30 protein-coding genes are annotated in these 26,387 nt (G+C 39.2%); 26 read left to right on the forward strand and 4 right to left on the reverse strand.

The window, feature by feature from the left end; genetic code table 11:
- Positions 1 to 7: 7 nt before the first annotated feature.
- From ACH6CZ_RS11025 to ACH6CZ_RS11065, 9 genes are all read left to right on the forward strand, one after another.
- Positions 8 to 1,291, forward strand: a complete 1,284-nt coding sequence (locus ACH6CZ_RS11025) for a TnsD family Tn7-like transposition protein (RefSeq protein ID WP_374097500.1) — start codon at positions 8 to 10, stop codon at positions 1,289 to 1,291.
- A gap of 139 nt (positions 1,292 to 1,430) precedes the next feature.
- Positions 1,431 to 2,390 (forward strand): hypothetical protein, encoded by a 960-nt coding sequence (locus ACH6CZ_RS11030; RefSeq protein ID WP_374097501.1) that lies wholly within the window; start codon positions 1,431 to 1,433, stop codon positions 2,388 to 2,390.
- 1 nt (position 2,391) lies between these two features.
- Complete coding sequence (locus ACH6CZ_RS11035; protein ID WP_374097502.1) at positions 2,392 to 3,279, forward strand: SMODS domain-containing nucleotidyltransferase; 888 nt, start codon at positions 2,392 to 2,394, stop codon at positions 3,277 to 3,279.
- Positions 3,272 to 4,897, forward strand: coding sequence for a HesA/MoeB/ThiF family protein (locus ACH6CZ_RS11040; RefSeq protein WP_374097503.1), 1,626 nt, complete (start codon positions 3,272 to 3,274; stop codon positions 4,895 to 4,897). Before ACH6CZ_RS11035 ends, ACH6CZ_RS11040 begins: the two co-directional genes overlap by 8 nt.
- A complete protein-coding gene (locus ACH6CZ_RS11045) occupies positions 4,887 to 5,381 on the forward strand; it encodes a Mov34/MPN/PAD-1 family protein (protein WP_374097504.1) in 495 nt (164 codons plus the stop codon). Before ACH6CZ_RS11040 ends, ACH6CZ_RS11045 begins: the two co-directional genes overlap by 11 nt.
- Before the next feature lie 309 nt (positions 5,382 to 5,690).
- A complete protein-coding gene (locus ACH6CZ_RS11050) occupies positions 5,691 to 6,224 on the forward strand; it encodes a hypothetical protein (RefSeq protein ID WP_374097505.1) in 534 nt (177 codons plus the stop codon).
- A gap of 14 nt (positions 6,225 to 6,238) precedes the next feature.
- Positions 6,239 to 6,742 (forward strand): hypothetical protein, encoded by a 504-nt coding sequence (locus tag ACH6CZ_RS11055; RefSeq protein ID WP_374097506.1) that lies wholly within the window; start codon positions 6,239 to 6,241, stop codon positions 6,740 to 6,742.
- 94 nt (positions 6,743 to 6,836) lie between these two features.
- Positions 6,837 to 7,055, forward strand: coding sequence for an LPXTG cell wall anchor domain-containing protein (locus ACH6CZ_RS11060; protein ID WP_374097507.1), 219 nt, complete (start codon positions 6,837 to 6,839; stop codon positions 7,053 to 7,055).
- On the forward strand, positions 7,030 to 8,370 hold the full coding sequence (locus tag ACH6CZ_RS11065) for a hypothetical protein (protein WP_374097508.1): 1,341 nt from the start codon (positions 7,030 to 7,032) through the stop codon (positions 8,368 to 8,370). Before ACH6CZ_RS11060 ends, ACH6CZ_RS11065 begins: the two co-directional genes overlap by 26 nt.
- A 632-nt stretch (positions 8,371 to 9,002) precedes the next feature.
- Here ACH6CZ_RS11065 and ACH6CZ_RS11070 read toward each other — a convergent pair.
- The gene (locus tag ACH6CZ_RS11070) at positions 9,003 to 9,368 is read right to left on the reverse strand and encodes a hypothetical protein (RefSeq protein WP_374097509.1); all 366 of its coding nucleotides are present in this window, start codon (positions 9,366 to 9,368) and stop codon (positions 9,003 to 9,005) included.
- A gap of 603 nt (positions 9,369 to 9,971) precedes the next feature.
- Here ACH6CZ_RS11070 and ACH6CZ_RS11075 point away from each other — a divergent pair.
- From ACH6CZ_RS11075 to ACH6CZ_RS11090, 4 genes are read left to right on the forward strand one after another with little or no spacing between them, the layout of a single operon-like run.
- Entirely contained in the window at positions 9,972 to 10,220 is a 249-nt protein-coding gene (locus ACH6CZ_RS11075; protein ID WP_374097511.1) for an acyl carrier protein, read from the forward strand.
- On the forward strand, positions 10,198 to 11,598 hold the full coding sequence (locus ACH6CZ_RS11080) for an AMP-binding protein (RefSeq protein WP_374097512.1): 1,401 nt from the start codon (positions 10,198 to 10,200) through the stop codon (positions 11,596 to 11,598). Before ACH6CZ_RS11075 ends, ACH6CZ_RS11080 begins: the two co-directional genes overlap by 23 nt.
- An 18-nt stretch (positions 11,599 to 11,616) precedes the next feature.
- A complete protein-coding gene (locus ACH6CZ_RS11085) occupies positions 11,617 to 13,068 on the forward strand; it encodes an MBOAT family O-acyltransferase (RefSeq protein WP_374097513.1) in 1,452 nt (483 codons plus the stop codon).
- Positions 13,055 to 13,984 (forward strand): hypothetical protein, encoded by a 930-nt coding sequence (locus ACH6CZ_RS11090; protein WP_374097514.1) that lies wholly within the window; start codon positions 13,055 to 13,057, stop codon positions 13,982 to 13,984. Before ACH6CZ_RS11085 ends, ACH6CZ_RS11090 begins: the two co-directional genes overlap by 14 nt.
- A gap of 204 nt (positions 13,985 to 14,188) precedes the next feature.
- Here ACH6CZ_RS11090 and ACH6CZ_RS11095 read toward each other — a convergent pair whose 3' ends face one another.
- Positions 14,189 to 15,295: a DNA alkylation repair protein gene (locus ACH6CZ_RS11095; RefSeq protein ID WP_374097515.1), complete on the reverse strand. Its 1,107-nt coding sequence runs from the start codon at positions 15,293 to 15,295 to the stop codon at positions 14,189 to 14,191.
- Positions 15,296 to 15,547: 252 nt separating this feature from the next.
- Here ACH6CZ_RS11095 and ACH6CZ_RS11100 point away from each other — a divergent pair, with 252 nt between their 5' ends.
- The 9 genes from ACH6CZ_RS11100 (at position 15,548) to ACH6CZ_RS11140 (ending at position 21,067) form a co-directional block, all read left to right on the forward strand.
- On the forward strand, positions 15,548 to 16,129 hold the full coding sequence (locus ACH6CZ_RS11100) for a plastocyanin/azurin family copper-binding protein (protein WP_374097516.1): 582 nt from the start codon (positions 15,548 to 15,550) through the stop codon (positions 16,127 to 16,129).
- Positions 16,130 to 16,370: 241 nt separating this feature from the next.
- Entirely contained in the window at positions 16,371 to 16,781 is a 411-nt protein-coding gene (locus ACH6CZ_RS11105) for an NUDIX hydrolase (RefSeq protein WP_374097517.1), read from the forward strand.
- A gap of 44 nt (positions 16,782 to 16,825) precedes the next feature.
- Positions 16,826 to 17,026, forward strand: coding sequence for a DUF6440 family protein (locus tag ACH6CZ_RS11110; protein WP_374097518.1), 201 nt, complete (start codon positions 16,826 to 16,828; stop codon positions 17,024 to 17,026).
- Between the two features lie 66 nt (positions 17,027 to 17,092).
- The gene (locus tag ACH6CZ_RS11115) at positions 17,093 to 17,491 is read left to right on the forward strand and encodes a hypothetical protein (protein ID WP_374097519.1); all 399 of its coding nucleotides are present in this window, start codon (positions 17,093 to 17,095) and stop codon (positions 17,489 to 17,491) included.
- Positions 17,492 to 17,558: 67 nt separating this feature from the next.
- Complete coding sequence (locus tag ACH6CZ_RS11120) at positions 17,559 to 18,428, forward strand: phosphotransferase family protein (protein WP_374097520.1); 870 nt, start codon at positions 17,559 to 17,561, stop codon at positions 18,426 to 18,428.
- A gap of 342 nt (positions 18,429 to 18,770) precedes the next feature.
- Positions 18,771 to 19,175 carry a GNAT family N-acetyltransferase gene (locus tag ACH6CZ_RS11125; protein ID WP_374097521.1) on the forward strand — a complete coding sequence of 135 codons (405 nt, stop codon included), beginning with the start codon at positions 18,771 to 18,773 and terminating at the stop codon, positions 19,173 to 19,175.
- 37 nt (positions 19,176 to 19,212) lie between these two features.
- A complete protein-coding gene (locus ACH6CZ_RS11130) occupies positions 19,213 to 19,956 on the forward strand; it encodes a hypothetical protein (RefSeq protein WP_374097522.1) in 744 nt (247 codons plus the stop codon).
- A 55-nt stretch (positions 19,957 to 20,011) separates the two neighbouring features.
- Complete coding sequence (locus tag ACH6CZ_RS11135) at positions 20,012 to 20,893, forward strand: GNAT family N-acetyltransferase (protein WP_374097523.1); 882 nt, start codon at positions 20,012 to 20,014, stop codon at positions 20,891 to 20,893.
- A 21-nt stretch (positions 20,894 to 20,914) separates the two neighbouring features.
- Positions 20,915 to 21,067 (forward strand): hypothetical protein, encoded by a 153-nt coding sequence (locus tag ACH6CZ_RS11140; protein ID WP_374097524.1) that lies wholly within the window; start codon positions 20,915 to 20,917, stop codon positions 21,065 to 21,067.
- 437 nt (positions 21,068 to 21,504) lie between these two features.
- On the opposite strand, the gene ACH6CZ_RS11145 is transcribed toward ACH6CZ_RS11140, so the two are convergent.
- Entirely contained in the window at positions 21,505 to 23,133 is a 1,629-nt protein-coding gene (locus ACH6CZ_RS11145) for a hypothetical protein (protein ID WP_374097525.1), read from the reverse strand.
- Positions 23,130 to 23,918, reverse strand: a complete 789-nt coding sequence (locus ACH6CZ_RS11150) for an ABC transporter ATP-binding protein (RefSeq protein WP_374097526.1) — start codon at positions 23,916 to 23,918, stop codon at positions 23,130 to 23,132. The genes ACH6CZ_RS11145 and ACH6CZ_RS11150 overlap by 4 nt, the downstream gene beginning before the upstream one ends.
- 341 nt (positions 23,919 to 24,259) lie before the next feature.
- On the opposite strand from ACH6CZ_RS11150, the gene ACH6CZ_RS11155 reads away from it, so the two are divergent.
- From ACH6CZ_RS11155 to ACH6CZ_RS11170, 4 genes are all read left to right on the forward strand, one after another.
- The gene (locus ACH6CZ_RS11155; RefSeq protein ID WP_374097527.1) at positions 24,260 to 24,577 is read left to right on the forward strand and encodes a PadR family transcriptional regulator; all 318 of its coding nucleotides are present in this window, start codon (positions 24,260 to 24,262) and stop codon (positions 24,575 to 24,577) included.
- On the forward strand, positions 24,564 to 25,130 hold the full coding sequence (locus tag ACH6CZ_RS11160) for a DUF2812 domain-containing protein (RefSeq protein WP_374097528.1): 567 nt from the start codon (positions 24,564 to 24,566) through the stop codon (positions 25,128 to 25,130). Before ACH6CZ_RS11155 ends, ACH6CZ_RS11160 begins: the two co-directional genes overlap by 14 nt.
- A gap of 310 nt (positions 25,131 to 25,440) precedes the next feature.
- Positions 25,441 to 25,974, forward strand: a complete 534-nt coding sequence (locus ACH6CZ_RS11165) for a sigma-70 family RNA polymerase sigma factor (RefSeq protein WP_374097529.1) — start codon at positions 25,441 to 25,443, stop codon at positions 25,972 to 25,974.
- Between the two features lie 4 nt (positions 25,975 to 25,978).
- The gene (locus ACH6CZ_RS11170) at positions 25,979 to 26,386 is read left to right on the forward strand and encodes a PadR family transcriptional regulator (protein ID WP_374097530.1); all 408 of its coding nucleotides are present in this window, start codon (positions 25,979 to 25,981) and stop codon (positions 26,384 to 26,386) included.
- The last annotated feature ends 1 nt before the right edge of the window (position 26,387 follow it).

Below are 26,387 nucleotides of genomic sequence, written 5' to 3' on the forward strand. Positions count from 1 at the left end.
GGAAGAGATGATTATACAATTTCCAACTCCGTATCCAGATGAACTTTTATACAGTGTTCTAGGAAGGTATCATATCAGGTCTGGGAATCTCTATTTGAAGCATACGCTGGATGACCTATACTGCAGAAGGACGGTGAGAGCAACCGCATTGCTACCTTCCAATATTGATGCGCTTGTTGGACAACTTCCGCAATGCACAACTTTAACTGCAGATATATTCATTAATCAACATACTATGTTTCCATTTTATACTGCTTTTATGCCAGGGAATCAAAAAGAGTTAATTTATAAGGCAATGAAAAGCAACGATGGAAAAGGTATTCACACTCAGTCAGGAATTGTTGCGAGTATGATTCCTCAAAATCAATATTTTAAATATTGCCCTGTATGCTTTCAGGAAGATCTAGGTCACTATGGGGAACTGTATTGGCATCGAATGCATCAGCTTCCTGGTAACCTTATATGCTTAAAGCATGAAAGCTGGTTAGAGGACAGTACAGTTCTTTTACAGCAATCAAATCCACACGGATATATTCTGCCCACAAATGAGAACTGTGATCTTGAAAGAAAGAATCTTGTCAATCCTGAGTTAGTGGCAGAATTCATCCCTGTCATATCAGAGATGCAAACCCTCCTAAATCAATCATTTCCCCACACTTCATTTTCATGGTTAACTGATTTTTATCAGAAATGCTTATTCGAAAGCGGTTATTCCACTTTAAAGGGACATGTGCGTCAAAAAAATCTAATCAAAGACTTTAAGTTGAATTATTCATTAGAACTTTTCACTTTTTTGAACTCAACTATTTCTTCTGAAGAGTCCTGGATAACATCAATCACTAGGAAGCATAGAAAAACGTTTCATCCATATCATCATATCCTTCTGCTTCACTTTCTATGTAAACAAGTCAAAGACGTTTTCAAGAAAACCTCATTGAAAGTTGAGCCGTTTGGCAGTCCTAACTGGCCATGTCTAAATAAAGTCTGTTCAAGTTACAAAGTAAACGTTATTAAGCATGTAGCAATCAGAACATGTGAAAGAACGAGAAAACCTATTGGCAGTTTTAAATGTGAAGAATGTGGATTTACTTATACGAGAAAAGGTGCTGATAAAGTGAGTGAAGACCGATTTAAGATCTCTAAAGTCATGAATTTCGGTCAAGTGTGGGAAAAGGAGTCAAATAGATTGATAGGAGAGGGATTAAGTTATCGAGAAGTTGGTCGGAGGCTTGGGGTGGATGTTGGAACGGTGATTAAATATGGAGAAGATCAAAAAAGAAATAAGTTATAGAAATAAGTGAATACAAATGTATGTGTTAATTTATGTAATCTTAAAGGGTAAATAGGATCGGGATATATGATATAATACAAAAGTGTAAAATTCTGAATAAATAAAAAATATCTATAAGTGAAATGCTAGGAGGAGAACTTTGAGTAAGGACAAACATAGTAAGAACCAATCTGGAATAAATAAATTCTCAATACTACCGATTCTAATAATTATTACCCTCGCCTGCAATCTTTTTTTCTTAATATATCTAGCTAATTCAGCAAGAACTATGGAGCATGTTTTGCAAGAAGACATTACAACTTTACAAAAAGAAATTAGTCTCTTACAAGAAGAGAATGAATTGCAAAGTGAAGGCGGTTCAGAAGCTACAGTAAATCTATTAAGAGAAGAGTTTTCTAACTATAAAGATATGGCTAATAGTAATACAGATAGTTTTATAAGTTTAGTAAACACATTCTTTGTGGCGTTAGGAATATTAGTTACAGCTGGCGTCATAGTTCTTTATTGGATATTTGGTCAAACTAAATCTGAAGTCAAGGAAAATGCAGAGGTGACTTTAAAGTCATCTGTAGAAGAAATTAAAAGTGATGTGAAGAATGAGATCCTTAAGTTGTCAGGAGAGGCTGTTAAAGATCTTGAAGGTAAATATACAGAGCTTGAGAGGTTTATGAATGCTCAATATTCAATTCGACAAAGTAGAGTGTTATTCATAACTCCTGAAGATAAAAAAGAAGAAATGGACATGCTTGAAATTGAAAGAGTTCGAAAGCTCGTTAAGAGTGTAGAAACACTAATTGTTGAAGAGTACGACGACTTTGAAACTAGAATGGATACTGGAGACGTTGATATCTTAGTTTATGCTTACAAACAATCAATAGAAAATGGAGATCCTTTTTTAGGTAAATATATAGATTATTTGCGCAATAAAGATTCTAAAGTACCTATAGTCATTTATGCTAAATCTGATCGAGTTACAAAAAACGATGAAATTATGATACATGATTATCCATTTTCTGTACTAGCTAATCTACCAACTACTCTTACAAGTAACATGATTTCATTAACAAATATTTTATCTTATAACGATGGGGGAGAATAGCGTGACTATTAATGAATATCTTTCAGAACTTTTAGATGATGAGAAAATTCAACCAGAAGATAAGGAGAAAATAAAAGAAAAACGAGACGAGGTTGAAAGTCTTTTGCGAGGAGAATTTGGTTCTAAAATAAAGACTGTAAAATACTCGGGTTCAATTGCAAAGGAAACAGCAATTAACTCAAGTAAGGATATTGATTTAGCAGTCCACTTCAAAAAAGAGTCTTATGCTACTTTGGCTAGTATGTATGAAGATGTGTATGATTTCCTAGAAAAAAATTACGAAGTAAGAAAGCAAAAGGTGTCTATAGGGATTCCAGATTTTGAAGTTGACGTTGTGCCAGGCAGAAGAATTTCTGACAAAAGTGAAGACAATAATGTATACCTATATAGGTCAGACACTGATAGTAGGATTAAGACGAATATTGAAACACATAAGTCTCATATTACTGAAAGTGGCTGTCGTGATATCATCAAAATTTTTAAAATTTGGCGAGACAGATGGAACTTGAAATTTAAATCATTCGCACTTGAATTGTTAGTTATTCAAGCATTAAAGGATTCAAGCGCTACTAGCACTAAAGATAAAACCAAGGAAGTTCTAGAATATATAGAAAGTAATGTTGAAAGTGTTAACTTAATTGATCCTGCCAATTCAGCCAATAATGTAGCAGATGTTATTGATAGTGTTAAAAAGTCACTAATGAAATCAACTGCGATTAATTGCTTGAGTTACATTGATGAATCTAAAGGTTCAATAGGCGTTGCTGAATGGAAAAAAGTATTTAATGATTTTACTCATACTGAAAACAGTAGTCACAATTCCGACAGACCAACTGTAAGACGAAATATGGAAGACTGGGGGGAACAACCTGAGCGTAGATATGGCTAATCAAATGTTGTGGTATGAAGAAATGCCTGAAATATTTAATAGAGAAAGAAAGATTATGCGAGAAAAGGGTTTCACTCTTAAAATTATCAACAAAACGGTAGAGTTTTCAGGTAGATCTAAAATACTTCCTGAATATCCATTGAGAGTAATATATCCAGAGGGTTTCCCTTCCTTTCCGCCTACAGTCATAAGTGATGTAGGAGATGAATTATTATTAGTCAAGCATCAACGGAAACTTTCAAAAGTGTTATGTTGCTTTGGTTTTTCTTCTGAAAGATGGCGAGCAAATCTCACAGCCAGAGAAGTTATTCACGAAGCTGAAGATTTAATTGCAAATTATTCACCACAAACTTTTGAGCCTGAATATGCAGTTCAAGATGATGTGCCTGAGCCAATAATAAATGAATACGATTATAGTAGGGGAGGTCTTCTTATACCACTTCCTTTTGGAGACCTGAAAGTCTCGGAAATACCTAATAAAAGCAAAGGTTATATGAGAGTTGACCCTCAATCCAAGAGAGGTATTTTAAAATCAATAATTAGTGAAGAATGCCAGTTCGACCTTCACTCAGGTTATGAAAAGTGGTTCGGGAAATCTCCTTTAAACAAAGTAGAAATTTTTCGAGTTGACACACCTCCACCACTTCGTTCAGATGATGTTCAAAAGTGGCTAGCGGATCAAAAAATCCGAGTTCAAAAGAAAAATAATAATCAATTTATTTTTTTTGTCTTCGAGGATGAATGGGGGACGAGCGGCAATAAGCGCCTTGCATGGATTGGTTTGAAAATTACACAAGAGAAATTTGAGTGGATTCAGTGCTATCTTGTCAGCACGGACGATTCTGAAATTAGAACACCAACTGGTAAGTTTTTAAGCGATAAAAAAGTTACAGTTATTGGTGTAGGCTCTTTAGGTTCTCTAGTAGCAACAACATTAGCACAAGAGGGTATCAAAAACTTTTCCTTAATAGATTATGATGAATATGAGCCATCTAATGCCATACGACATCAGGTAAAACAAAGTTATTTTGGAACTTTTAAAGTCATTGGAGTAAAACACAGAATACAGGATTTATCTCCAACTACGAAAGTTATTCCTATCATAGGAGTAATAGGTGGAAGAAACCATATCGAAGTACAACATCAAATCCAAGAGTCGTTAATCTCCTCTGACATTATCATAGATACCACAGGAGAACATAGCGTAACTCATTATTTGAATCGCTTTTGTGTGAAAAATAAACAGCCACTAATAATTGGTTCGGTAACTAATGGAGCGTGGAGTGCTGAAGTGATCAACTATATTCCAGGAAGTTCAGGTTGCTGGGGTTGCTGGCATCATAGCCATGGGCATCATACCCCTCCTGGAGCGCCATTAAATGGGAAACAGTTTGCTCCAGGTTGTGATCAACCAACATTTATTGGAGGGGTATCAAGTGTCAACATTGCAAGTGGTTTAATAGCACAAAGGACGATTGATACATTATTGAATAAAAATATTGATGAAAAACACTACATTATATGGAGTGAGAAAGATCATGAGGGAAATAGAAGTTATAGTGTGAATCATTTTGAAAATCCCAGATTAGATAGTTGTGGTATTTGCAATGACAATTAAGGAAGTTTTGTTTACTGAAAACAGTTTGAACCAAATAGAAGAGTTTTTACAAAATCATAAAAAGGGAACTGAGTTTGGAGGCGCTTTAGTTGGATATCAAAAAGGAGAGGTTCTAATAATTACACATGCCTCCTCTCCTGGTAAGAGCGCTAAGATGACCTATAGTTCTATTGAATTTGATAAAGAACACGTTACAAAGTTTTGTAATGACATAAATAAAAAATCTGATTATATGCTGTATTTTTTAGGGGATTGGCATACTCATCCTTCTAAAAATTTAAATCCAAGTCAGAAAGACATAAAGGCTATAAAAAAGCTGGCAAATTATTTTCCTTTAGAATTTCGAGAAAATATATTGATGGTTATTGTGAGTCAATATGACATAAAACACCTTAAAACTTATATTTTAACGAGTAATAAAAATTTGAAGGAAACTTCACATTCAACTATAGTAGATCCAAATTGGATAGAAGAGTTTATTTAGGCCGAAATTTCAAAGGATACTAGAATAGTTTTATGTGTGCGAACTAAGTAAATGAAGAAGTCGAGTTGAGAAGACTGAACACGTATATTTTCATACGCTGTTCGGTCTTTTCGTGCAGAAGTATTTAAATCTTTCACATAAATGATTAAAAAAACACTTTTCGATCAAATATCATTAAAAAGAAGTAAGGATAACAGCATGCATCACTTATTTATAAAAGAAACTGTATATTATTTATTTTGTATGTAATTATTTATTTACAAATCATTTCTTAGGCATTAAAATGGTTTTAAGGAGGTTTGGTAAAATATGAGCGATTATGGTTCGATTAAAAAAACTACACAAAGGGGGGCTAAAATTCAAAAGATATTAGACTTTTTAGATAGATATGGATATATTGTCGGGCATCCTCATTTCCCGCTAGAAGATATAGGAGAAGATTATAGAATTGAAAAACAAAATTATGAAATCTCTATTTATGCTACAAATGTAGCTGTCGACACAACTTCAAGCTATATAAGTGATACTTTTAATAGGAAATCTTACGATGTTGAAGAGTTTAAAAAGAAGGTGTTTTCAGGAGCAAAGATTGTGTTGATTCTTAATCACCTTGATTTTTCAATTTTAAACGCCCAAAAAAATATTGAGATATTAAAAGAAGACAATAAAGTAACTTTCATGGATTCCAATACTAGAAGACACTTCCTTACTTTTTGGCATTCACAGTTTTCAACATTTATGAAAATTAAACAATGGATATTATTTAATTTAGGCTTAACAAGTAGTGATCCATCAGAGAATGAAGGAATGGAAGGTATTATTTTTGAATCTTTTAATGAATAAAAGGAGGAATTAACATGGGCATCAAGACAAACTATTTGGAGAGAAAATTTGTAGAAGCATTAAAAGATCATGATGGGAATGAAGTATTAAATGTTCTTTCTAAAGATAAAAAACTTTCAGAAAAGTATTTAAAAGAAATAGCTAAAATAGATTTTTTTCCTGAAATGGTAGAGAATTATTTAGACTCTTTAAATGATATAGTAAAGAGTAATGAGCATTCATCTGATAAAGCATTTGAGATTTTTAAAGAGACACGTGAAGGGTTACAAAATTATTTATCTGAGAATAGTAAAGATTTAACACCAGAAGAAAGAATGAAATTAGGAGAGCAAATCCTTGAAGTTGCCAAAATGGCAAGTAAGCTAGATGCGGACAATAAGAAATTTTGGTTAACTATTGCTAATGTGATAGGTGGGACATTAATCCTTGCAGGTGCAGGAGTTGCGCAAACTCTTATAAATAAAAATGAGGTTTCAGAAGAAGAGCGTGACATTTTAGAACATGAAGATAACGAGTAATAATACTGTTTTTACAATATAAATAGCATGTAAAATATTCATTATTACATGCTATTTTATGAAGCATTTTAGATTTTTTGAAAGGAAGAAAAGTATGCTAACTGACTTATCTATAAGCGTTTTAGGTGGAATTATAGTTGCTCTTTTGTTTGGAGGTGGTGGGATTTTGTGGAAATTCAAAAAGAAAAATTCTAAAGATACAACTATATATCAAACAAATAGTAAAAATAATATCGCTCTTAAAAACTCCAAAAATAATTCTATAAGAATTGAGGGGGAAAGTTCAAATGAAGAAAGAGATAAGGCAAGGTGATGCAGAAGTTAATATCGCAAATATAAATTCAAACAAAAATGAAATTACAATCATAAATGATCCATACAAGGTAATGTCTCGTTATAGAAAACAGGGGAAATTAGAAGAGGCTACAGAACTACTTGAAAATATGTTGAATGAAAAGAAAAAGATGCATCCGTTCTATCCTGTATATTCTTATAAGCCTTTAATGATTGGAGAAGACATTGTATTTAAACATTCAATAGAAAAGAAAGATGAAGCCAAAAATCTCCCGCTTAAAATCAAAGGTGTCTTATCTCTTAAAGATGAGAAAATCTCAAGTTTCGATAAATTTAATGATTTGTTAACACAAAAGTATTTTGCGCAAGAAAAAGTAAAAGTTAATATAAAGCATATTGAAACATGGATAGGTAATCACCTTGTCGAACATCCGAACTCTTTTGAAAGATATGCTTCAGAAAAAGGAGAGTGGTACATATTACCTGATAAGTTACCTCCTCCATTGAAAGCAAAACTGACTATATCTTATATAAATAAAACTGAGACAGTTTATGATTATTTAGAATTACAAGTTACAGATTACGCCAGTAATAAGGGGAATGTGACTGTGACTCTAAGTAATGCTCGTCAAATAAAATCTCCTATCGTTTTTTCGATTATCCTCAATGATGTATTCAACAAATTTAAAACTAATGATCAAGTGACCAAAATAAACTTAAGAATTCGGGAAGGTTTTGAGAGAAAAGTAATTGCAGAAAAAATGTTTCTTGATATGTTCAAATATGAAAATGAAGACTCAGAATTATTTTTAATCGATTTAGAGAGTAAGAAAAATATACTTTCTGCTAAAGGAATTGAGTTCAACGATTCAAAGGCTATTGAAGCAGTTGAAGATAGAATCCAACTTCTATCGGAATTACTCATTATAGAGCAAGAATTAAATGTGCAGTTTGAAATCCCTGACAAAATGCATTCAAACGATTTTGAAGCAATTGATATACTTACTGCACTCGTACAGAAAAAAGATATTGAGTATAATATAAAGAATGTTGGAATAAAGTTTGTAGCGGTAGATGGTTTGATGGAACATTTAGATGGAACTGATAACCCTCCAATTGTACTAACAGGTCAAGAATATATATCAATTAATTTATTTGGCGTACTTATTAAAAATATTCTAAGAACATCAACATATGACAATCTAGTTATCAAAGACGTTAATAAAACAAAAAAGAAGTTAGACTTATTCGAAGCAGGAGATGTTTTGAAAATCGAATTTATTCCTGGGACAAATAATTTAGTAACCACGCAATATGAATTGATGGAAGAATAAAAGGCTAGCTAACCTTAAACCTATTATGTCCCCACGCAAAAAACTTTTACCAAACGTAATAAACTCTTACCAAATGGAATAAAGTCTTACAGAACGTGAGGAAAAAACGAGCGAAACAGGGCATGAAATAGCATGAAAAAAGAGGACTGAACACGTACCATCTGGTACGCTGTTCGGTCTTTTTTTGCGTCAACAAATGAACAGCAGGAGAGAAAAAGCAGGAGGGAAAAAGAGAGGAGAAAGCATGAGAAAGACCGCCGTATCAACAAGCATGAAGGAAAAGAGAGAAGAAAAGCATGAGTGAAAGCCAGCTTCTCTTCTCCCTGAAAATGTCCCGTTCCCTCACTGAAAGATCTACCTTAACCCTAATCTTTATCCGATCCTTTACCCTGTTCCCTCTGTAAAACTTCATTACATTTTCGGCATCTTTTCTCGGACGTTTTTTCATTCATTTCGTTAGAAATCGGCGTTTTTTCTGTAAAACTTCATTCCATCAACCTGATGCGCAAAGGTGGGTTGAGGCTAGGTGTGGTAAGGGTTTGGAGGAGGTGGGGGTTTTGTAAGGGTTTTTTGCGTGGAGACACTGGTGCAAATATTCAGAGATGAGAGCTTTTCCTACATGAGTGACTCACTTAATTAAGTAATGTTATTTCACCGGTACTTTTACTTACAGCGTACAAGCCTATTTTTTCTTTGGATTGAGAATCATCTTCTCCAACTACGTTATAAGCTTGCATAACATAGCTGTCTTTTTCTTGTTCTTCTAAGTGAAGCTCAAAATTGTTGGACGGATGATCTTGCTTCTCTAAGTATCTAAACAATTCCTCTGCAGCCCACTCTTCAGTCACTTTCTCATTGGAACTATTGTCTTGGGTATGATCTTGAACAGTATCTTGCATTTTAATATATATTGTTTTATCAGTATCAAAGTTAATGGCTAGCAATGTAAATATACTAGCAAATAGAATGACACCTATAACGATATATCTTTTCATCATTTATTACCCTCCTGTATGAACTTGGCTCAGTTAGAGGTAATGTAAATATGCTCTCACATGTCACTTAAAATTTACAGAACCTTCTAGTAAGATGTTTTTTGATTTCACCAATCACCAAGTAATGGATATTTATTATAAATGAATATCTTATATCTAAACAACATGAAGATTATACCGAATCATTTGCATTTATTTCAATTAAAATACATTTAATGTATATAATAATTTTATAATATAAATTACATAATTGAAGTGCAATATGGGTTCTTATTATTTGGATGCGCATTATGGTAAGTGATATCACAGTTACGATGACCTTGTACTTATCAAGTCGCAAAAATTAAGTAGAAAGTGGCATGCTCATTTTGGTAGCTTAATGTCCTTGTGTTGAACACCACTCTTACACAATTCCACTTGTTTATATAACTAAAATGAATTTGCTAGAATTTATTTCCTGCGCAGAGGCATTACTCCTACAAAAACCCTCCGCCTGCTGCATTCCTCCTTAAAAACTTAATTGACCATGATCCTTTCGCGTGCTAAAATCAAAAACGGAAATGATAATCATTCTCAATATTATGCGCGACTGAAAGGAACATACTGATGAATAACATCCAAAAATATAACCAGGCTTTTATAGATATACTCGAAATCGACGAAACACAAGTAAATGAGGGGCTGGCGCTTGGCGTCACGCACGAATGGGATTCGATTGCGCATATAGGACTGATCTCTGAGATGGAGGAGCTATTTGACGTGTCGATCGACTATGAAGTACTTACAGAATTTAATACTTATGAAGCGGGTATGAAGCTTCTTGAGGATCTGGGTGTTGATTTTAGCAATGACTGACTTTAAGTCACTTGAAGTATTTAGTGACCAGATTGCGCTGCATGCAGAACGCGATTATTCTTACTCAGAAATGATCGGGATCGCAGACACGGTAGCGGATGCGGTCGGGAAGCGCACGCTCGTTTTTATGCTCTGTGCAAACAATAAAGAATCTGTATTCGGCTACGTCGGGTTTCTTCGTAATCAGATCGTCCCGGTGTTACTGGATGCAGCGATTAGACATGATCAGCTCGAGAAACTGATCGATCTCTATCAACCTGCGTTCGTTTGGGCAAACAGCTCACATCCGGCTCTCAGTGAATCGATGGAAGGCACATTCACGTATGCGGATTATACACTGTTTCGCCATCCGGCACCTGCAGAACACGATCTGAACGAGGAACTGGCTTTACTTCTCACAACGTCTGGCAGCACGGGGAGCCCAAAGTTTGTACGCTTAAGCAGCAACAACTTGTTCAGTAACGCGGAGTCCATTGCAGAGTACCTCAATATCACATCAGAAGACCGGCCAATCACGACTTTACCTATGCACTACTCATACGGACTGTCGATCTTGAACAGTCATCTTATACGAGGTGCGACGATCATTTTGACGGATGCGTCGATTGTCACAAAAGACTTTTGGCAACTTTGCAACGAACAGCGTGCCACGACGTTCGGCGGCGTGCCATTTGTCTATGAAATGCTCGACAAGTTGAAATTCGACAAGATGGAGCTGCCTCACTTGCGAACACTCACACAAGCTGGCGGCAAAATGAAGCCGGAGCTTGCCCTCAAATTTGCTGAAACTTGTCAGGCAAAAGGAATTGAGTTCATTACCATGTACGGACAAACGGAAGCTACAGCACGCATGAGTTACCTACCACATGCAAAACTCTTCGATAAACCAGATAGTATCGGCAGTGCCATCCCGGGTGGTGAATTGACCCTGCAGGACGAAGAGGGGAATGGGATTAGTGATCATCATATCACCGGTGAATTAGTCTACAAAGGTCCTAACGTTTCCCTTGGTTACGCGGAATCGATCAAAGATTTGGCAAGCGGTGATGATAATCAAGGTGTGCTTCGTACTGGAGACATTGCGTACCTGGACGAAGACGGCGATTTTTTTATCACAGGCCGCTTGAAACGCATCATCAAACTATACGGTACACGCATCAGTCTTGATGAAGTCGAAGGTGTGCTGCATGACCACGGTTACGACTGCGTCTGCACGGGTAGCGATGATGAACTCATCATTTACACAGTGAACGATGATACGGACGCGATACAAAAAACAATGAAAGAACAACTGCACGTAAAAGGTTTTACCATTCGAAAACGAGACGACCTGCCTCGTAATGCGTACGGCAAGATCCTCTATTCGGAGCTGCGTTGATTTTAATAAGGTGATCCCATGGCTTTTATATCAATTGAATTTCTTATTTTTATAGCAATCGTTGTCGTGACATATTATGCGTTGCCACATCGCTTCAGGTGGATGCTGTTACTCGTGGCAAGCTACATATTCTATGCCACGCTCAGCATCCAGTTCATCCCGCTGCTCCTCATCAGTACGGCATTTACTTACGCCACCGGGATCTGGATCGAAAAGCAGGAAACGAAACTACAGAAAAAGCGCGTGATGCTTGGAGGAATTGTGGTCCTCCTTTTTGCGCTCGGCTTTTTCAAATACTTGAATTTTGTGAGTGATACGCTGCGTAGACTAGCCGCTGAGGTGGGCTTTAATTACGCATTGCCGTATCAGGACATTGTGCTGCCCCTTGCCATTTCGTTTTATACATTCCAGGCGATCAGTTACCTCGCGGATATTTACTTCGGGAAGCAGAAAGCCGAGCGTCACTACGGCTACTTTTCCATCTACTTCAGTTTTTTCCCGCAACTGGTCGCAGGGCCGATTGAACGCGCGAGAAAGTTGTTGCCGCAGTTTAAAACGGAACAAAGGTTTGACACAGGCAACATCACCTACGGCATGAAGCGCATTGCTTGGGGATTTTTCAAGAAGACGCTGATTGCGGACCGGTTGGCACCGATCGTGGCCAGTGTATACGATTCACCGGACCCGACAGGTTCTCAGCTTGTTGTCGCTACGATTCTGTTTTCTATCCAGCTGTACGCTGACTTCTCAAGCGTTGCAGATATTGCGATTGGCTGTGCGCGGATGTTGGGTATCAGGCTTACAGAAAACTTTAAACAGCCGCATTTCGCCACTTCAATCGCTGATTTCTGGAATCGCTGGCACATTACGTTATCCATGTGGCTTCGCGACTACATCTTTATCCCGCTGTGTAAAGGGAAGAAAAAGCGTGGAGAGGTCTACGTGGCGATTATGATCACGTTTCTGGTAAGCGGCATCTGGCACGGAGCGGCGTGGACGTTTGTCATATGGGGGTTACTGCACGGCTTCTACCGCGTGTTTAGTGACTATACAAAGCATTCGCGTGTGAAAATGGCATCCATTGTACGGATTGACCAGCATCCTGCGCTGCACAAATGGTGGAAGATTGCAGTAACATTTCTGCTCGTGTGCTTTTCGCGTGTGTTTTTCCGTTCGGAGACGGTGGAAGGTGCATTTCAAAATGCGCTTCTCTTTGTAAATCCTGCTTCCTGGAATCCGTTTGGTTTGTTTGAAGCGCTTGAACTGTTTTCACTCCTTGATCTTGTGATCTTCACAGTGTTTTTTGTCGTCGTCCAACTGTTCCACTATATCGAACGAAAGCATGTCTGTTCGTGGAAGTGGCTATCTGCACGACCGTTTGGAGCGCGTTTTGCTGCCTATACATTCATCGTGCTGTCAATCATTGTCTTTGGGATGACAGGAGGTGGATTCATCTATGGGAACTTCTAAACGCATCATGCGACCGTTAGTTCTCAAAATGTTCACAGTGGTAGTGGCTGGTGTGTTGCTGTTCCTGCCGATCAATCATTTCGTCGGCATCTCACATGATTACAACATCAACCATTCCATCGTGGCATTTAAAGAAGACCCGCATCAGGTTGACATTATCAACCTTGGTGCCTCTCACGCTATGTATGGTTATAATTTCAAGTCAACAGGCCTTGAGCACCTGGATCTGGCGCTACCTGCACAGACGATTGAATATGACTACAAGCTTTTAAAAGAATACGGCGAATACGTGAAGCCAAATGGTGTCATCCTTGTGTCGATCTCTCAGATTACGTTCGGAAATACAGAAAACAATTACATCGGCAACTATTATAAAATCCTGGACCGTGCAGACATCGATCCGTTTAACTGGATTGATTACTACACGTACCTGTACCTGCCAGGGGCCAACACCGGACGTTTTCTCTCTGCTGTCGCAGGGCGATTCAAAGAGTTCCGCTGGGACGATCATAAGCCGTGGGTAAACGGTGGCGATAATTATGCCATGCGGAAGTTTCAAAAAGTGAAAGACGAGTATCAAGGGGCCGTCGACAATGACATCATCAAGGAGAATATGGCCTATCTCAAAGCCATCATTGATCACTGCAACGCCAACGGCTATCCTGTCGTTCTGACGATGGAGCCAGTTCACGAGTCTTACGGGGCTTATCTTGATGAAGACGTGATGAACGAGCTCGTGTTTCAACACCTTGAGGAACTTGACCTGGATGTTCCAATGCTCAACTACATGAACGATGAACGCTTCAGCGATCAGCAGGAATACTTCATTGATGCGGACCATCTTAATAAAAAGGGAAGAAAAGTATATTCTGAGATTGTGTATGAGGATTTGAAAGAGATGGGTTATTTGGAGTAGGGTGTTTTATAGAGATTATGTTTAATTTGGTACAACCATAGGAAGGAGCCCATGCCATTGCAAGGGCTCTTTTTACTTGAATTTTTTTGAAGAGGGGTAAAAAATTTAGCTCAGTTTCTCTATGCTGAATACAAGTTCAATTGTTTATATAACCAGAATAAATTGTGTGTGATTTGTTTCTGACACAGGGACACTTAAAATACTTTATTCATCTGTTTGCTGACGTATATCCAACACAGTATCAGCAACCTCCTGCCCATTAACCAAAAGCACAATGCGATGTTCGCCTGGATAGTGGCGGCGAGTCGTCAGATCTGACCAGTTGTGAGTTCGTGTTCCTGTAAGGTGTGCACCACCGGATACCGTTTTATTCGACAGGAGAAAGGATTTGCGGCTTGTCTGTCCCTTGGTTTTGATAAAGTCGATTGCATATTCTACCCGGAGATATACGGGTTCACCCGGCCGGATCGTCAATTGATAATGGAGCTCGCATTTCTCACCTATTGTCAATGCGTCAGGCTGTGCTGAGATTGAAGCATGGTTAGTGAGGGTCGTTTCCATTGCATAACCGAATAATGCCATCGCTTCAGGATTTACGTGTTTGATTAATGTTCGGCAGCCATGTCTGATGATCCAGTCTGTATCAGGATTTTTACCTGTCCACTGGCGCGCTGTTTCAAGTACAAGGTCAGGGTGATCCTTTGAGATGTCATTCAGGTTGTTGGCGACACTTTTGCGAACATATAACAAAGCGTCTTCTTTGAGAATCTCTAAAACAGACAAAACAGGCGTCGGATCCTTTTTGAACATAGGCAGTGACTCACCCCACGGAAGACGGGGCCGGCAGCCTTCACTGGCCAATCGCCGGACGTGCTCATTGGGGTGCTTTGCCCATGTGGTCATTTGATTCATGACTTTGTCAGGGTCACGCAGTAAAAATGGTCTGATGGCGAACTCAGCAGATGATTTCTGCGTGAAGTTTTCAAGTGCTGTCATTGATAGATCCCAATGTTCTTCTGCCTGTCCGTAGACAGCTACAAAATCCGGGAAGAACAGGTAGGGGAACCCCACACAATCATCCGCAATGTTAAACAATACGTCTAACGCATCTTCATATTTGTCTGGCAAAAATTCTCCCAGCTTCTCTGATATTCTGCGGGTGCGAGCCTTGAGTGCCAGCTCGTCCCATGTTTCATCCATGATTGAATTAATAAAGTCTGCTTGATAAAAAGCAGGGTATACCGATTGGACTTTTCTACTGAAATTCAACAAAAAATCCTTTGTATAAATGTCTTTTAATTGTGCAGCCATTTTTTATCATCTCCCTATAAGTGCTGCAGACTGTTATGATTTACCTTCTGCAGTGATATTCAGCACAGCAATCTTTCATCGTGAATTCATATATAAAATAGACAACCTAACAACAGTATGGCATATGATCATACTGAAAATAGCAGAATAAAAAGCTCCAGAAATAAAATTTCTGAAATATTAACAAATAACTGATCTTTTTTCACTTACTCTTCGTTTACTTATTAATACAACCTGGAAAGGGTGGGAAATATGAAAAAGACACAAAAACGTTTGTTCTTTCCTTTGCTTTTATTGTTGGTTTTCACGGTATTGCTCGTAGGGTGTAATGCGAATGATTCCTCTGAACCGGCAGACATGTCCGATGGTGATACAGAGACAACTGAAACTGCAGAAGATACCATGACAAACGAAGAAGAAGCAACAGAAGAGACCGAAACAGAGCATGATCAAGAGATGGATCATGAAGAAGCTACAGAAGAAAGTGATCAGGAAATGAACCAGGAAGAAACAACGGATGATACGGAAAGTGCCAACGGGACTGAAGAAGAGAATGTTGTAACAGAAGATGTAGCGTCACCACTTTTAGCACAAGGTGAAACGGCTGTTTTCACATTTCAGGAAGAAGGCATTTACAATATTCACTGTGATCCGCACCCTGTAATGAAAATGACGGTTACAGTTGAAGAGGGTGCAGAAATTGAAGGTAGTATCGAGTTAGATATCGCAGACTATGAATTCAGTGAAGACATTACGGTTGCCCCGGGTACTGTGGTTACATGGACGAATCAGGATAGTGCTAGACATAATGTTGCGATTGAAATTGGAGAATAATGAAGGTGAAAAGAAGCTGTTCAAGTATCATGGAATAGCTTCTTTTTTGTTGATTTACTTTATTCATTTCAATTTCCGCTGGATATTATGCTTATATTCAATATACCCCTTGATCAAACCCCGGACTGATTCCTTCAAATTGCTCTTTTTTCTCCCCAGCTGTAGATGCCATTTAGATAAAGATCAATTTTCAGAAAACTGTTATAATGGTAGATATTACTACATCGAAAAGAGGGTTATAATGAAGAGCTGGCAGGGAGCGGCGGGCGTCTGTGTGAATGACCGTAATGAATTGTTAATGGTGTTGCAGGCAGCACCGGGTGAGGATCAGAAGTGGACGGTTCCATCTGGTGGTAAAGAGAAAACTGAGACTTTTGAGGAATGCTGTGTAAGAGAAATTTTCGAGGAAACCGGCTATACGACGAAGGTGAAAGCCTCTATTTATAAAAAGGAAACCCTACTTGAAGGGTTTGAGGTGCTGGTTCATTATTATGCTGTCACATGCACAGGCGGGCGTGCAGTGATTCAGGATCCGGATGAACTGATCCATGAGATCGCGTGGAAAAGTGCAGATGAAATTGGACAGCTGCCCCTGGCATTTCCGGAGGACCGGGTGCTTTATTTGGAATGGCTGCAGGATAGTGATTCATGACAGTTGGTAGAAAATAAGTGAAATCAATGAGGTGATGAAAAGTGATGTTTCGTGGGAATCATTATGAAGAAGTTGATCGTTTTGCAGTTAAATCATTTCAAAGTATACCTGATTACGGAAGAATAACCGTTTTGGTTGATAAGAAAACAGGTGTGCATTATATGCATACGTGGATGGGACAGAGCGGAGGATTAACGCCGCTGCTGGACGAGAATGGAGAAGTGATTGTGGAAAAGCCGGAGTAATCGGGAGGGGAGAACCGATATGACTGAAGCAAGTAGAATTCAAACAAACGCCTGGCTGATGCTCCTATGCTGCCGTTATTTGTCGTGGGATATCAGTTAGCTGTTCATGAAGAGCGTCTTTTCTGGGTGTTCGAATGGAGTTATTACGCACTTGTTGCTGTGTTACTGATCTTTGCGATTTGGAATATGGCGGCGGTGAAAGGGCGGTCGAAGTGGGCAGCGGGCGCCATAGCCGCTTTCTTGCTGCAGCTGTCAGTCCTCAGTTTGTATGTGGGACCGTTCACTGTATATGCCATGTTTTTTGTGTTTTACGCTGTGACAGCCACCGTATTGTTCATACTGATCATGGCGTTTCGAAAAACAGATCGCTATAGAGGGATGATCGGGCTTTTTATCAGCTTCAGTATTGTCATGGTTCTCTATATGGCTTTGATTCAGAGCTTATATGGAGTGAATTGGATGTAAAATGCTGAAGTTGGGGTCTGTCCCAGCCTCTATGTACTCATGACCTATCAGAAAGGACACATAAAATATGACACTAACCACCATCATCAAACACTTCGGCTTATTCACTCAGTCAATCAGTGATGTAGCCGATTCGCACAGCTCAACTGTACATAAAGTGGTTCTATTAAACGGGGAAACAGTATACATAAAGATTCCGTTCAGTGAATTGAAGTTTCGCAGAGAAATTGAAGCATACAGCATACTTGAAGGGCAGATTTCAGTGCCGCGCCTGCTGGATGTCTGGGAGGGAGATGACGACACAGCTGGTGCGCTGCTGCTGTCGGAGCTTGAAGGTGAGCCTCTTACGCCAAAGCTTTCAACTGCGCTTGCTTATGAAACGGGTATTTATCATGCGTCGATGCATGCCATTCAGCCGCCCGCTGGAATGGACCTCATTCATATAGACAATGAATTTCCGCAATGGTCGGCGTTCATGGATCGCATGTTTTATGGCTTTGCAGAGGATACGAAAAAGGTAGTTAACCCTTCCTTATATGAACATTCCATTCAAAAATATATTGAAATGAAAAGTGAGCTTCCGGCACCGGATGGACCTGCTTTCATCCATATGGATTTCCGTCCGGCTAACATATTAGTAAAGGATGACCGCGTCATGGGTGCCATTGATTTTGAAAGCGTCCGTTTTGGTGCAACAGAAATGGACTTCTCAAAAATTCATCGGGATTTTTTAAGTCTGGACCCATCACTTAATCAGGCGTATCAGGATGGCTACCGGAGTATCCGTCCGCTGATAGACCTGGATCATGTGCTGGAATTCTACCGTTTCACTGATGCTTTTAATAGTATTGGCTGGTGCCAAAGGCGTGGGATTGAGAAAAACAGATCTTTTTATGAACAGAACCTTAGTATATTGAAGGCTGAGTTATTGGTGTAAGGCTAATGTGAGTTTAAGCGTTTGTCATTCACGTGAATAACAGAAAAGGGCGTGTACAGTGATGCATAAAGACGATAAGGAAAACGAAAGCAAAATTCAAACCGAAGATAGCTTTAATCGAACATTGTACGGAACCCCTACAATAGGCGGGGGCATTGTCATTCTTATCATCATTGTCGTTATTTTGTACAACATCTTTTTAAGTTAAGGCCTCACCGAATTTATACTGACATTGAACAGTATTTTCCAACAGCTTTTATAAAAAGGTTAAAATTTCTAATTATATCATTATATTTACAGTGTATAATTCAGCGAACAGGAAGTATTGCGGAGGTTGTTCACTTGAAAAAAATTGTTTCAAAGGATAAAAGCGTTCCAATGAAAGAGTTACTATCCTATGCCACTTCTAACGTTGAAAAGGAATATGTGAAGTACATTCAATCTCAAAATAGAGAGCTATATGGATTCGAGTTTGAGGGAGAAACCGTTGGATGCATAGGCGTGGAAATTAATAATCCTCATCTTTGTGAAATCAAGCATATAGCCGTCTCTCCAATAATGAGAGAAAATGGAATTGCGAGCGAAATGATCAGGTATATGAGTGACCTATACCCGATAGATTATATATTTGCAGAAACAGATAAAGACGCAGTCGCGTTTTATGAGAAATACGGATTCAAGACCACCAGTCTAGGAGAAAAATATCCAGGTGTCGAACGATTTTTGTGTGAACTGCATTTCCGTTAAGCTTCCTCCTGATTACCTAAAAGAAGGGTTGTTTAATATGAAACACATCTATGCTTTTGAAGACTTAAAAGAATATGAAAAATATAAAGACATTATCCAACATTTTAGCACGCGGCTCGGAGAATATCAGGACGTACTGGAAAAAGACTATCTGTTACTTGATCAGCCAAAAGGAATTGTATGGACATCAGCAGAAGCAGCCACCACTGTGTTTTCTGACATTCCAATTCCAGCGTTTACAAGTAAAAATACAATATACATTACCCCTGACACAGCGAACTGGAGAAGGCTTTTTGTGCAGCAATTAGACGGGAAAGACCTTCCGCACATCGAGCGTTTTTATGAGGAGCTTTCAGAGAATCACATTCTGCAAATCCTGGGCCACGAGTTAACGCATCACTCTGATCTGTTTCTTGATGACTTTGATGACGAGCGTGAAGACGGCATTTGGTTTGAGGAAGGTATGTGCGAGTATTTATCTAGAAAGTTTCTTTTAACTGAAAAGGAATTTAGCGAGATTACAGCAGTTGAGGAAGAGTTGGTAGATGTGTTTTCAGGGGAATACGGAAACCGCTCAATTGACCAGTTCGGTAGCGGTTCGTACACATCCAGCTTATCAAGTATCATGTTCGATTACTGGAGAAGTTACCTGTATGTGAAACATCTGGTGGAAGTCCGTTTTCAGCATGATATTCTGGCAGTGTTTGAGGCGTATCATCAATGGGATCAGGAAGGGCGGATATGCTCGCTTAGTGAATATTTTGAGTTGGACTACTCTTAATCCCCGGACAGACATTTATATCTGACACAGGGTCAATGAATCAAAGGAGATTACAATGAACGTTAAAATCATTTCACCAAACGATGCAAAAGAATTATCTGTTTATCTTGAAAAAATGAACACACAAAGCAGAAGTCATGTAGGATTTTGTGGAGAACAGCATGAAGAAATATACGATACTTTAATGAATGACTTTTCTGATTTAGCATTACAAGTTTCGTTTGCAGTTGCATATGATCAATCTGATATCGTTGGTGCGATTGGGTTGGATGTAGATTTGGATGGGGGCTATGCGGATATATGGGGACCATTTGTCACGGATGAAAATCCGGATGTTGCACAGGCATTATGGAACAAATTGATGCTTAACATACCTGAAAAGGTTAAGTCCTGCAGCTTTTTTATTAATCAAAACAATACATTTGCAAAAGAATTTGCCTTACAAAATAACGCTCAATATTCAGGCGCAGATCAGGTGCTTAATATCACAAGAATGACATTTGCTAATGAATCCATCACGACTTCAGCTTCAATAGACAAAGTGTTCTATGATTCATTTGCTGGTTTACATAACGAAGTTTTTCCAAAGACCTATTACAATGCGGACTCTATATTAAACAGACTAAATCACAATCATCATCTGCTCGTGATCAGTGAAAATGAGTCGAAAATAAAAGGCTATGTATACATAGAAGCGAACCCTGAGCATGGAGAAGGAAATATTGAGTATGTTGCCGTTTCACCGGAATTCAGAGGTCAAGGAATTGGAAAAGAGCTGATCATCGCTGCGTTGGAAAAGCTTTTCTCATACCCGGGCATTGATGAGATTACGATCTGTGTATCAGCTGAGAATACAGCGGCAATCAATCTGTACAAATCTGTTGGGTTTACAGTAAAATACGTGCTGGATAGTTATGATCTATCGGTCAATAATTGATCGTGTGAAGGAGGGATTTTGTTGTCTTTGAATGCTATATTATTTGCGTTTGTTGCAGGGATTTTAACATTTATTCTAATCAATAGTGTAGAACCGGTAAACCCGATTTTAATCACCAATATATTACTTGGATTAATCGCTGGATTGCTGATAGATAAAAGAAAAACCTCATGATGATTACTGTGTGAACGCATGTCATTTTGAAGTTGTTCCTGTGTTGAACACAATTCTTACCCAATTTTACTTGTTTATATAAGCTAAATGAATTGCGTGGGAGTTGCTTCTGACACAGGGGCATTCACTCCAAACGTCACTCACTATTTGCTGCTTTCCGAAAGTAATAAATCCCACGGAATAAATAAAACAGCGCGCCTGTACCGAAAATGATCATAGTAATATAAAAATTAAAATTAAATTGAGAAAGTACAATAGCCAAAACGAAAAAAATCACGGCGTTAATGAAGTCATAGATGTATGTTGGAACTTCCTTCATGTGTATTTAATCCACCTTTTAAAATAAATTGTTGCCAGCGCAAAAAAGAGATGGTGAACCAACTCCCACGCAATTTTGTTAATCCAAACGAATTGTGTGGGAGTTGTCACCAATTTATTCACGCTTCAACCCGGTTCCTTCTGAATCCAAATGTCCACACCAACAGAAGGGCAATCAACAGAATCACGGCATAAATCTCAAGATCCCATGCCCAGTTGTTAAACAGGACATGTACCAGACAAAAGCCACCGATAACAAGCATCATCACAAAAGCCTTGATGCCCTCCTGATGCTGTGAGACGGAGAAAGGCTGACTGAACGGCAGGCTTTTTCCGTTGAGTACGAGTGTGCAGATCGCCGCATAAAGAATCGCAGTCGCAATGATCACGACAAGGTCCAGCCAGATTCTCCCGGAGAAAATCCAGATGAAAACCGGTGCTAAAATCAGCATCACGGGCAGATAAAACATCACCAGCACACTTTTCGTCAAACCTCTGTCAATTAACAGCCGATCTTTCAAAGGCATCACCCCATAGATCCAGGATCCTTTATAAGCTCCTGAATATTTCACCATCGAAATGACAGTCGGGATTACCAGCAGCGTGAAATAAAACAAATAGTAGGAGCTGCCTTCTCTCACCGCTTCAAAAGAGCCGCTTTCAGTTGTCGTAAACATAAACAGAAACGGAATCACAAATGTAAAGCCGACCTGAGGGTAAACCTTCAGCTTGAATTCACGTTCATTTTTCATCATTGCAAAAGAGAAGTTCATAAAATTTCTCTCCTCCTGATCCGGCGCAATGAAGCGAAGAAAAGCCTGCTTCACACGATTGATCCGCTTTTCTTTCCCCTGCTCAACTGTAGAAAGCTTGTGAAGAGAGGATTCGAATGCCGGGATCATTTTGACGTAAAGCATCATGGCAACCACAGGAGTAATCACAGCTAATCCCGCCAGCACGAGAACAAATAAACTCCGTTCCCCATTCAGAAGCGCTTCGTGCAGTGCACCAAACCAGACAGGCGGGGTGAAAAGCTGCCACCAGACCGGGGTGAATGTCCAATCCAGCTCTGAAAATTGAAAAGAGCGTGCCACAAGCTGATAACCAATAATGATTCCGAGTGATAAAGCAATCTGCATGAAATTAATGACGTTTTTTAATTTTTCGCCGTCGAAAAATTGCAGAATCGCAAAGTAAACGAGTGCAGTCATCATCAAAATAAGAAAGTTCAAAAGGATCAGCTCTGCCAGAAGCAGCAGGAAAAATCCGAAACCATTCACATAGAGTGAGACAAACAGTGGAATACCTGTCGTCGCAATCGTTAACAGTGACATATACAATGTAATATGAAGCATTTTGGCCGTACTGAACGTGCGTTGATCAACCGGCTTTGGCATCATCATATTACGGTCTCTGACATCAAGCAGAACAGATGAAAAATCAGAGATCATTGAAGTCATTAAAATGAACATGAGAATGCCGAAAATAATGCTCAGTTGAAAAAAGTAGTCATCAATAAACAAAAACGGAATGACCGCAAGTCCATATAGCGCATACAGCCAAAGCGAGCGGATAAAATAGTTTTTCCCTTCCTTTACCTTTGATTGGGTGAAAACCGTCGGGACCCTTCTTGTATCCATCGTCAGTTTCATGCCAAGAATCAGCCGGAGCATTGGGTAATCGATACCCGCTCGCCTGAAAAGAGGCGCGAAACGGTCCAGCAGTCTGAGCGTGGCGAAATCGTTCATGCCGATTCCTCCTGAACGATGGCAACGAAATCGGCTGCAATTTCCTTATGCTGATTGAAGCCGGTAAGACTATTGAATATATCCTGAAGAGATCCCTTCTGATTCTGCTCCTTCAGTTCATCAAAGGTCCCGTCAGCAGCAATATGCCCACCTGAAATCAGCACAATCCGGTTACTGATCTTTTCTACGATATCCATGATATGAGAAGAGTAAAAAATCGTTTTTCCCTGTGCCGACAGCTGAGCGAGAATCTCTCTTACAATCAGCATACTGTTCGCATCCAGTCCACTCAGCGGTTCATCGAGAAATAAAACATCCGGATTGTGCAGCAGGCTTGAAATAATAAGGACCTTTTGCCTCATTCCTTTAGAAAAAGAGGATAGCCTGGCATGCATCGCATGATCAATCTCAAACTTCATCATCAAACGATGCGCTTTCACACGGGCCAAATCTTCTTCAAGACCGTATAGTCCTGCAATAAATGCGAGGTATTCCTGTGCAGTCAGCGAATCATAGAGCTCCGCATTTTCCGGAACGTATCCGATCCTTCTTTTATATGTATGATCCTGATTTTTCAGGTTTTCCCCGAAGATCATGATATTGCCCTCGTACCCATCTACAAGCCCGAGCATCATTTTAACCGTGGTACTTTTCCCTGCTCCATTCGGTCCGATATATCCAATAATGTCCCCTTCATACACAGACAGATCAATATCCTCCAACACGAGCTTATCCCCAAATCGTTTCGTTACATGTTCGAGCCGGATCACTTCCTGACGCTCCATCAAAAAACTCCCTTCAATTCTTAATTCAATATGTTCTGACCTAATTAAAATACGTAATACTTCTAGCAATTGTTTCAAAAAATTTCTTTCATACCAAGATACTTCCTGAACTGAAAACCATGATTCTTGTTTATATAATCAGAACGAATTGTGTGAAATTTGTTTCTAACTCAGGGTCATTCATTTAATTTTTGTTCTTTCATTGTATGGTATTTGAGCGTGAAAGTAATGATTGTTAAAAATTTCTTCTCTGACAAAATTCTGTTTGACTATATAGTTCAACTGTATTAACATAATTACTAAGTTGAACTATATAGTCTGACTGAGTAAAGGGTGAGAGTATGAAACATAAATTATTACCATTGTCTGAGACGATGCATTACATTTTATTGGCACTGCGTGAGCCGCGCCACGGTTATGCCGTCATGCAGGAGATAGAAAAGATGAGTAATGGTGCCGTGATTTTAGCTGCCGGTACGTTATATGGCGCGATAGAAAACTTAAGTAAACACGGCTGGATTGAACCGATTGGCAGTGAAGGACGCAGAAGGATTTATAAAGTTACTGCAGAGGGCATATCCGTTTTGCAGGCAGAGCAGGAGAGGCTTTTGCATATTATATCCCTGTATGAAGGAAGTGAAATCAGTGAAAAAATTTAAATTCTTTTTTGATGTGGAGAAAGAAGAAAAGTGGCTGAATGAGCAGCTGCAAAAAGGTTATCGCTGCACAAATATCAGCTCATCAGGCTTCTATACTTTCGAAAAAACTGACAGGAACTATGTGATGCGCCTTGACTATCAGGATCGTTTATCAAAGCACAAGCTTGAAGAATACAAAGCAACTTATGAGGATTTCGGCTGGAGCTACATGAACGGATCCTGGATGAGCGGCATCAGATACTGGCAAAAAGAAGATGATGGGCAAAATGAAATCTTCTCTGATCGTGAGTCAACGGGCAGTTATTATAAGAGGTTAATGACGTATTCATTTTGGCTGGGGGCGATGTGTCTGGTGTTTTCCTTCCTGCTTTACAGTGATTCGGGATTATATCATGAGGGACTTTGGAGCATGAATGGCTCGTTATTCTGGAAGGCCCTGCTATTTGAAACACCATTTGTTCTTTTAAAGCTGTTGCCTTTAATCCTGGTTGTGCTATTTAGCATCAGTTATTATAAATCGTACCAGAAGTATTCAGTGTTGAAGGAGCAATAAAACATATTGATTCAATTAAAGTGACGGGACGTACAATGCGAATCGAATGATTTGGCGTGTGCGTCTTTTTTATACGCTTTGTTGAAGTCCATTGTTGTTTTTGCACAGCTGTTGATTGGAGCGGAAGGGGGCGACTCCTGTGGCAGGAAGGGACAGGTGAGACGGAGCATGGCGAAGCCTGCTGGCTCACCACCCGGCCACGGAAAGCGTCCCCCTGTAGCGGAAATCAACAGCCAACTTTTAAAAAGCCATAAACTTAAAAACTTTTCAGCACCTTGCGTCGTCTATTAATTCGAAAGGGGGCACTGAAGTGGATGAATCGATAGCGGAAATGTTTGACATAGAAGATAAAGCAGCTGTGATGGATGAGATCATGACCCGGTATGGACAGGAAATCTTACAGCTGGTTTATTCATACGTACATAACAAAGAGATTGCAGAGGACCTGACGCAGGACATATTCGTGAAATGCTATCAGTCTCTTCATACATACAAAGGACAAGCGAAGCTGAGGACGTGGTTGTGGAGAATTGCGATGAACCATTGTAAGGATTACGTCAAAAGCTGGTATCACAAAAAGGTGACTGTAACAGAAAGAGAACCTGGGGCCGCCGTTGAAAAGGAAAGCGGGGTGGAGCAGACCGTCATCCGGAATGAAGAAGATCATGTGCTGGCTGAAGCTGTAATGAACTTACCCATTCAGTACCGTGAAGTCATCTATCTGTTTTATTTCGAAGAATTGCCAATCAAAGAGATTGCTTCATGCATTGAGGTAAAAGAGAATACGGTGAAAACAAGACTCAGAAGAGCCAAGGAGCTTCTGAAGGAAGAACTGGAGGAATGATGTGATGGAGGAACGGTTGAAAAGGCTGCGGAAATCAATGGAGCAGACCACCTTTAAAGAGTTGGATTTTTCCGATCAGATTCGTAAAAAGGTACACGAAAAAATCGCCCAGTCCAGTGAAAGAGAAGAAGATATTCTATTAGCAGTTATGCAGCTGCTCGCTCATGAAAAGACAGGCTATGATTTGTCTCAGCTGCTGCGCGGAAGAGGTATTCAGTCTTTTGAAGGAAATGAAGGTGCGCTTTATACTCTGCTGCACCGCATGGAACAGGATCAGCTGATCAGATCAGGCTGGGATCATGATGGCGCAAAATATTACCTTCTGAACAATAAAGGGAAAAAGATACTGCAAAAATCAGAGAAATCAGCTGGTAAGAAGCGGTTTGAACTGAAAGAATTGACACAGGAGTGAG

It is taken from the genome of Jeotgalibacillus sp. JSM ZJ347 (assembly GCF_044383825.1).
Taxonomy (GTDB): domain Bacteria; phylum Bacillota; class Bacilli; order Bacillales; family Jeotgalibacillaceae; genus Jeotgalibacillus.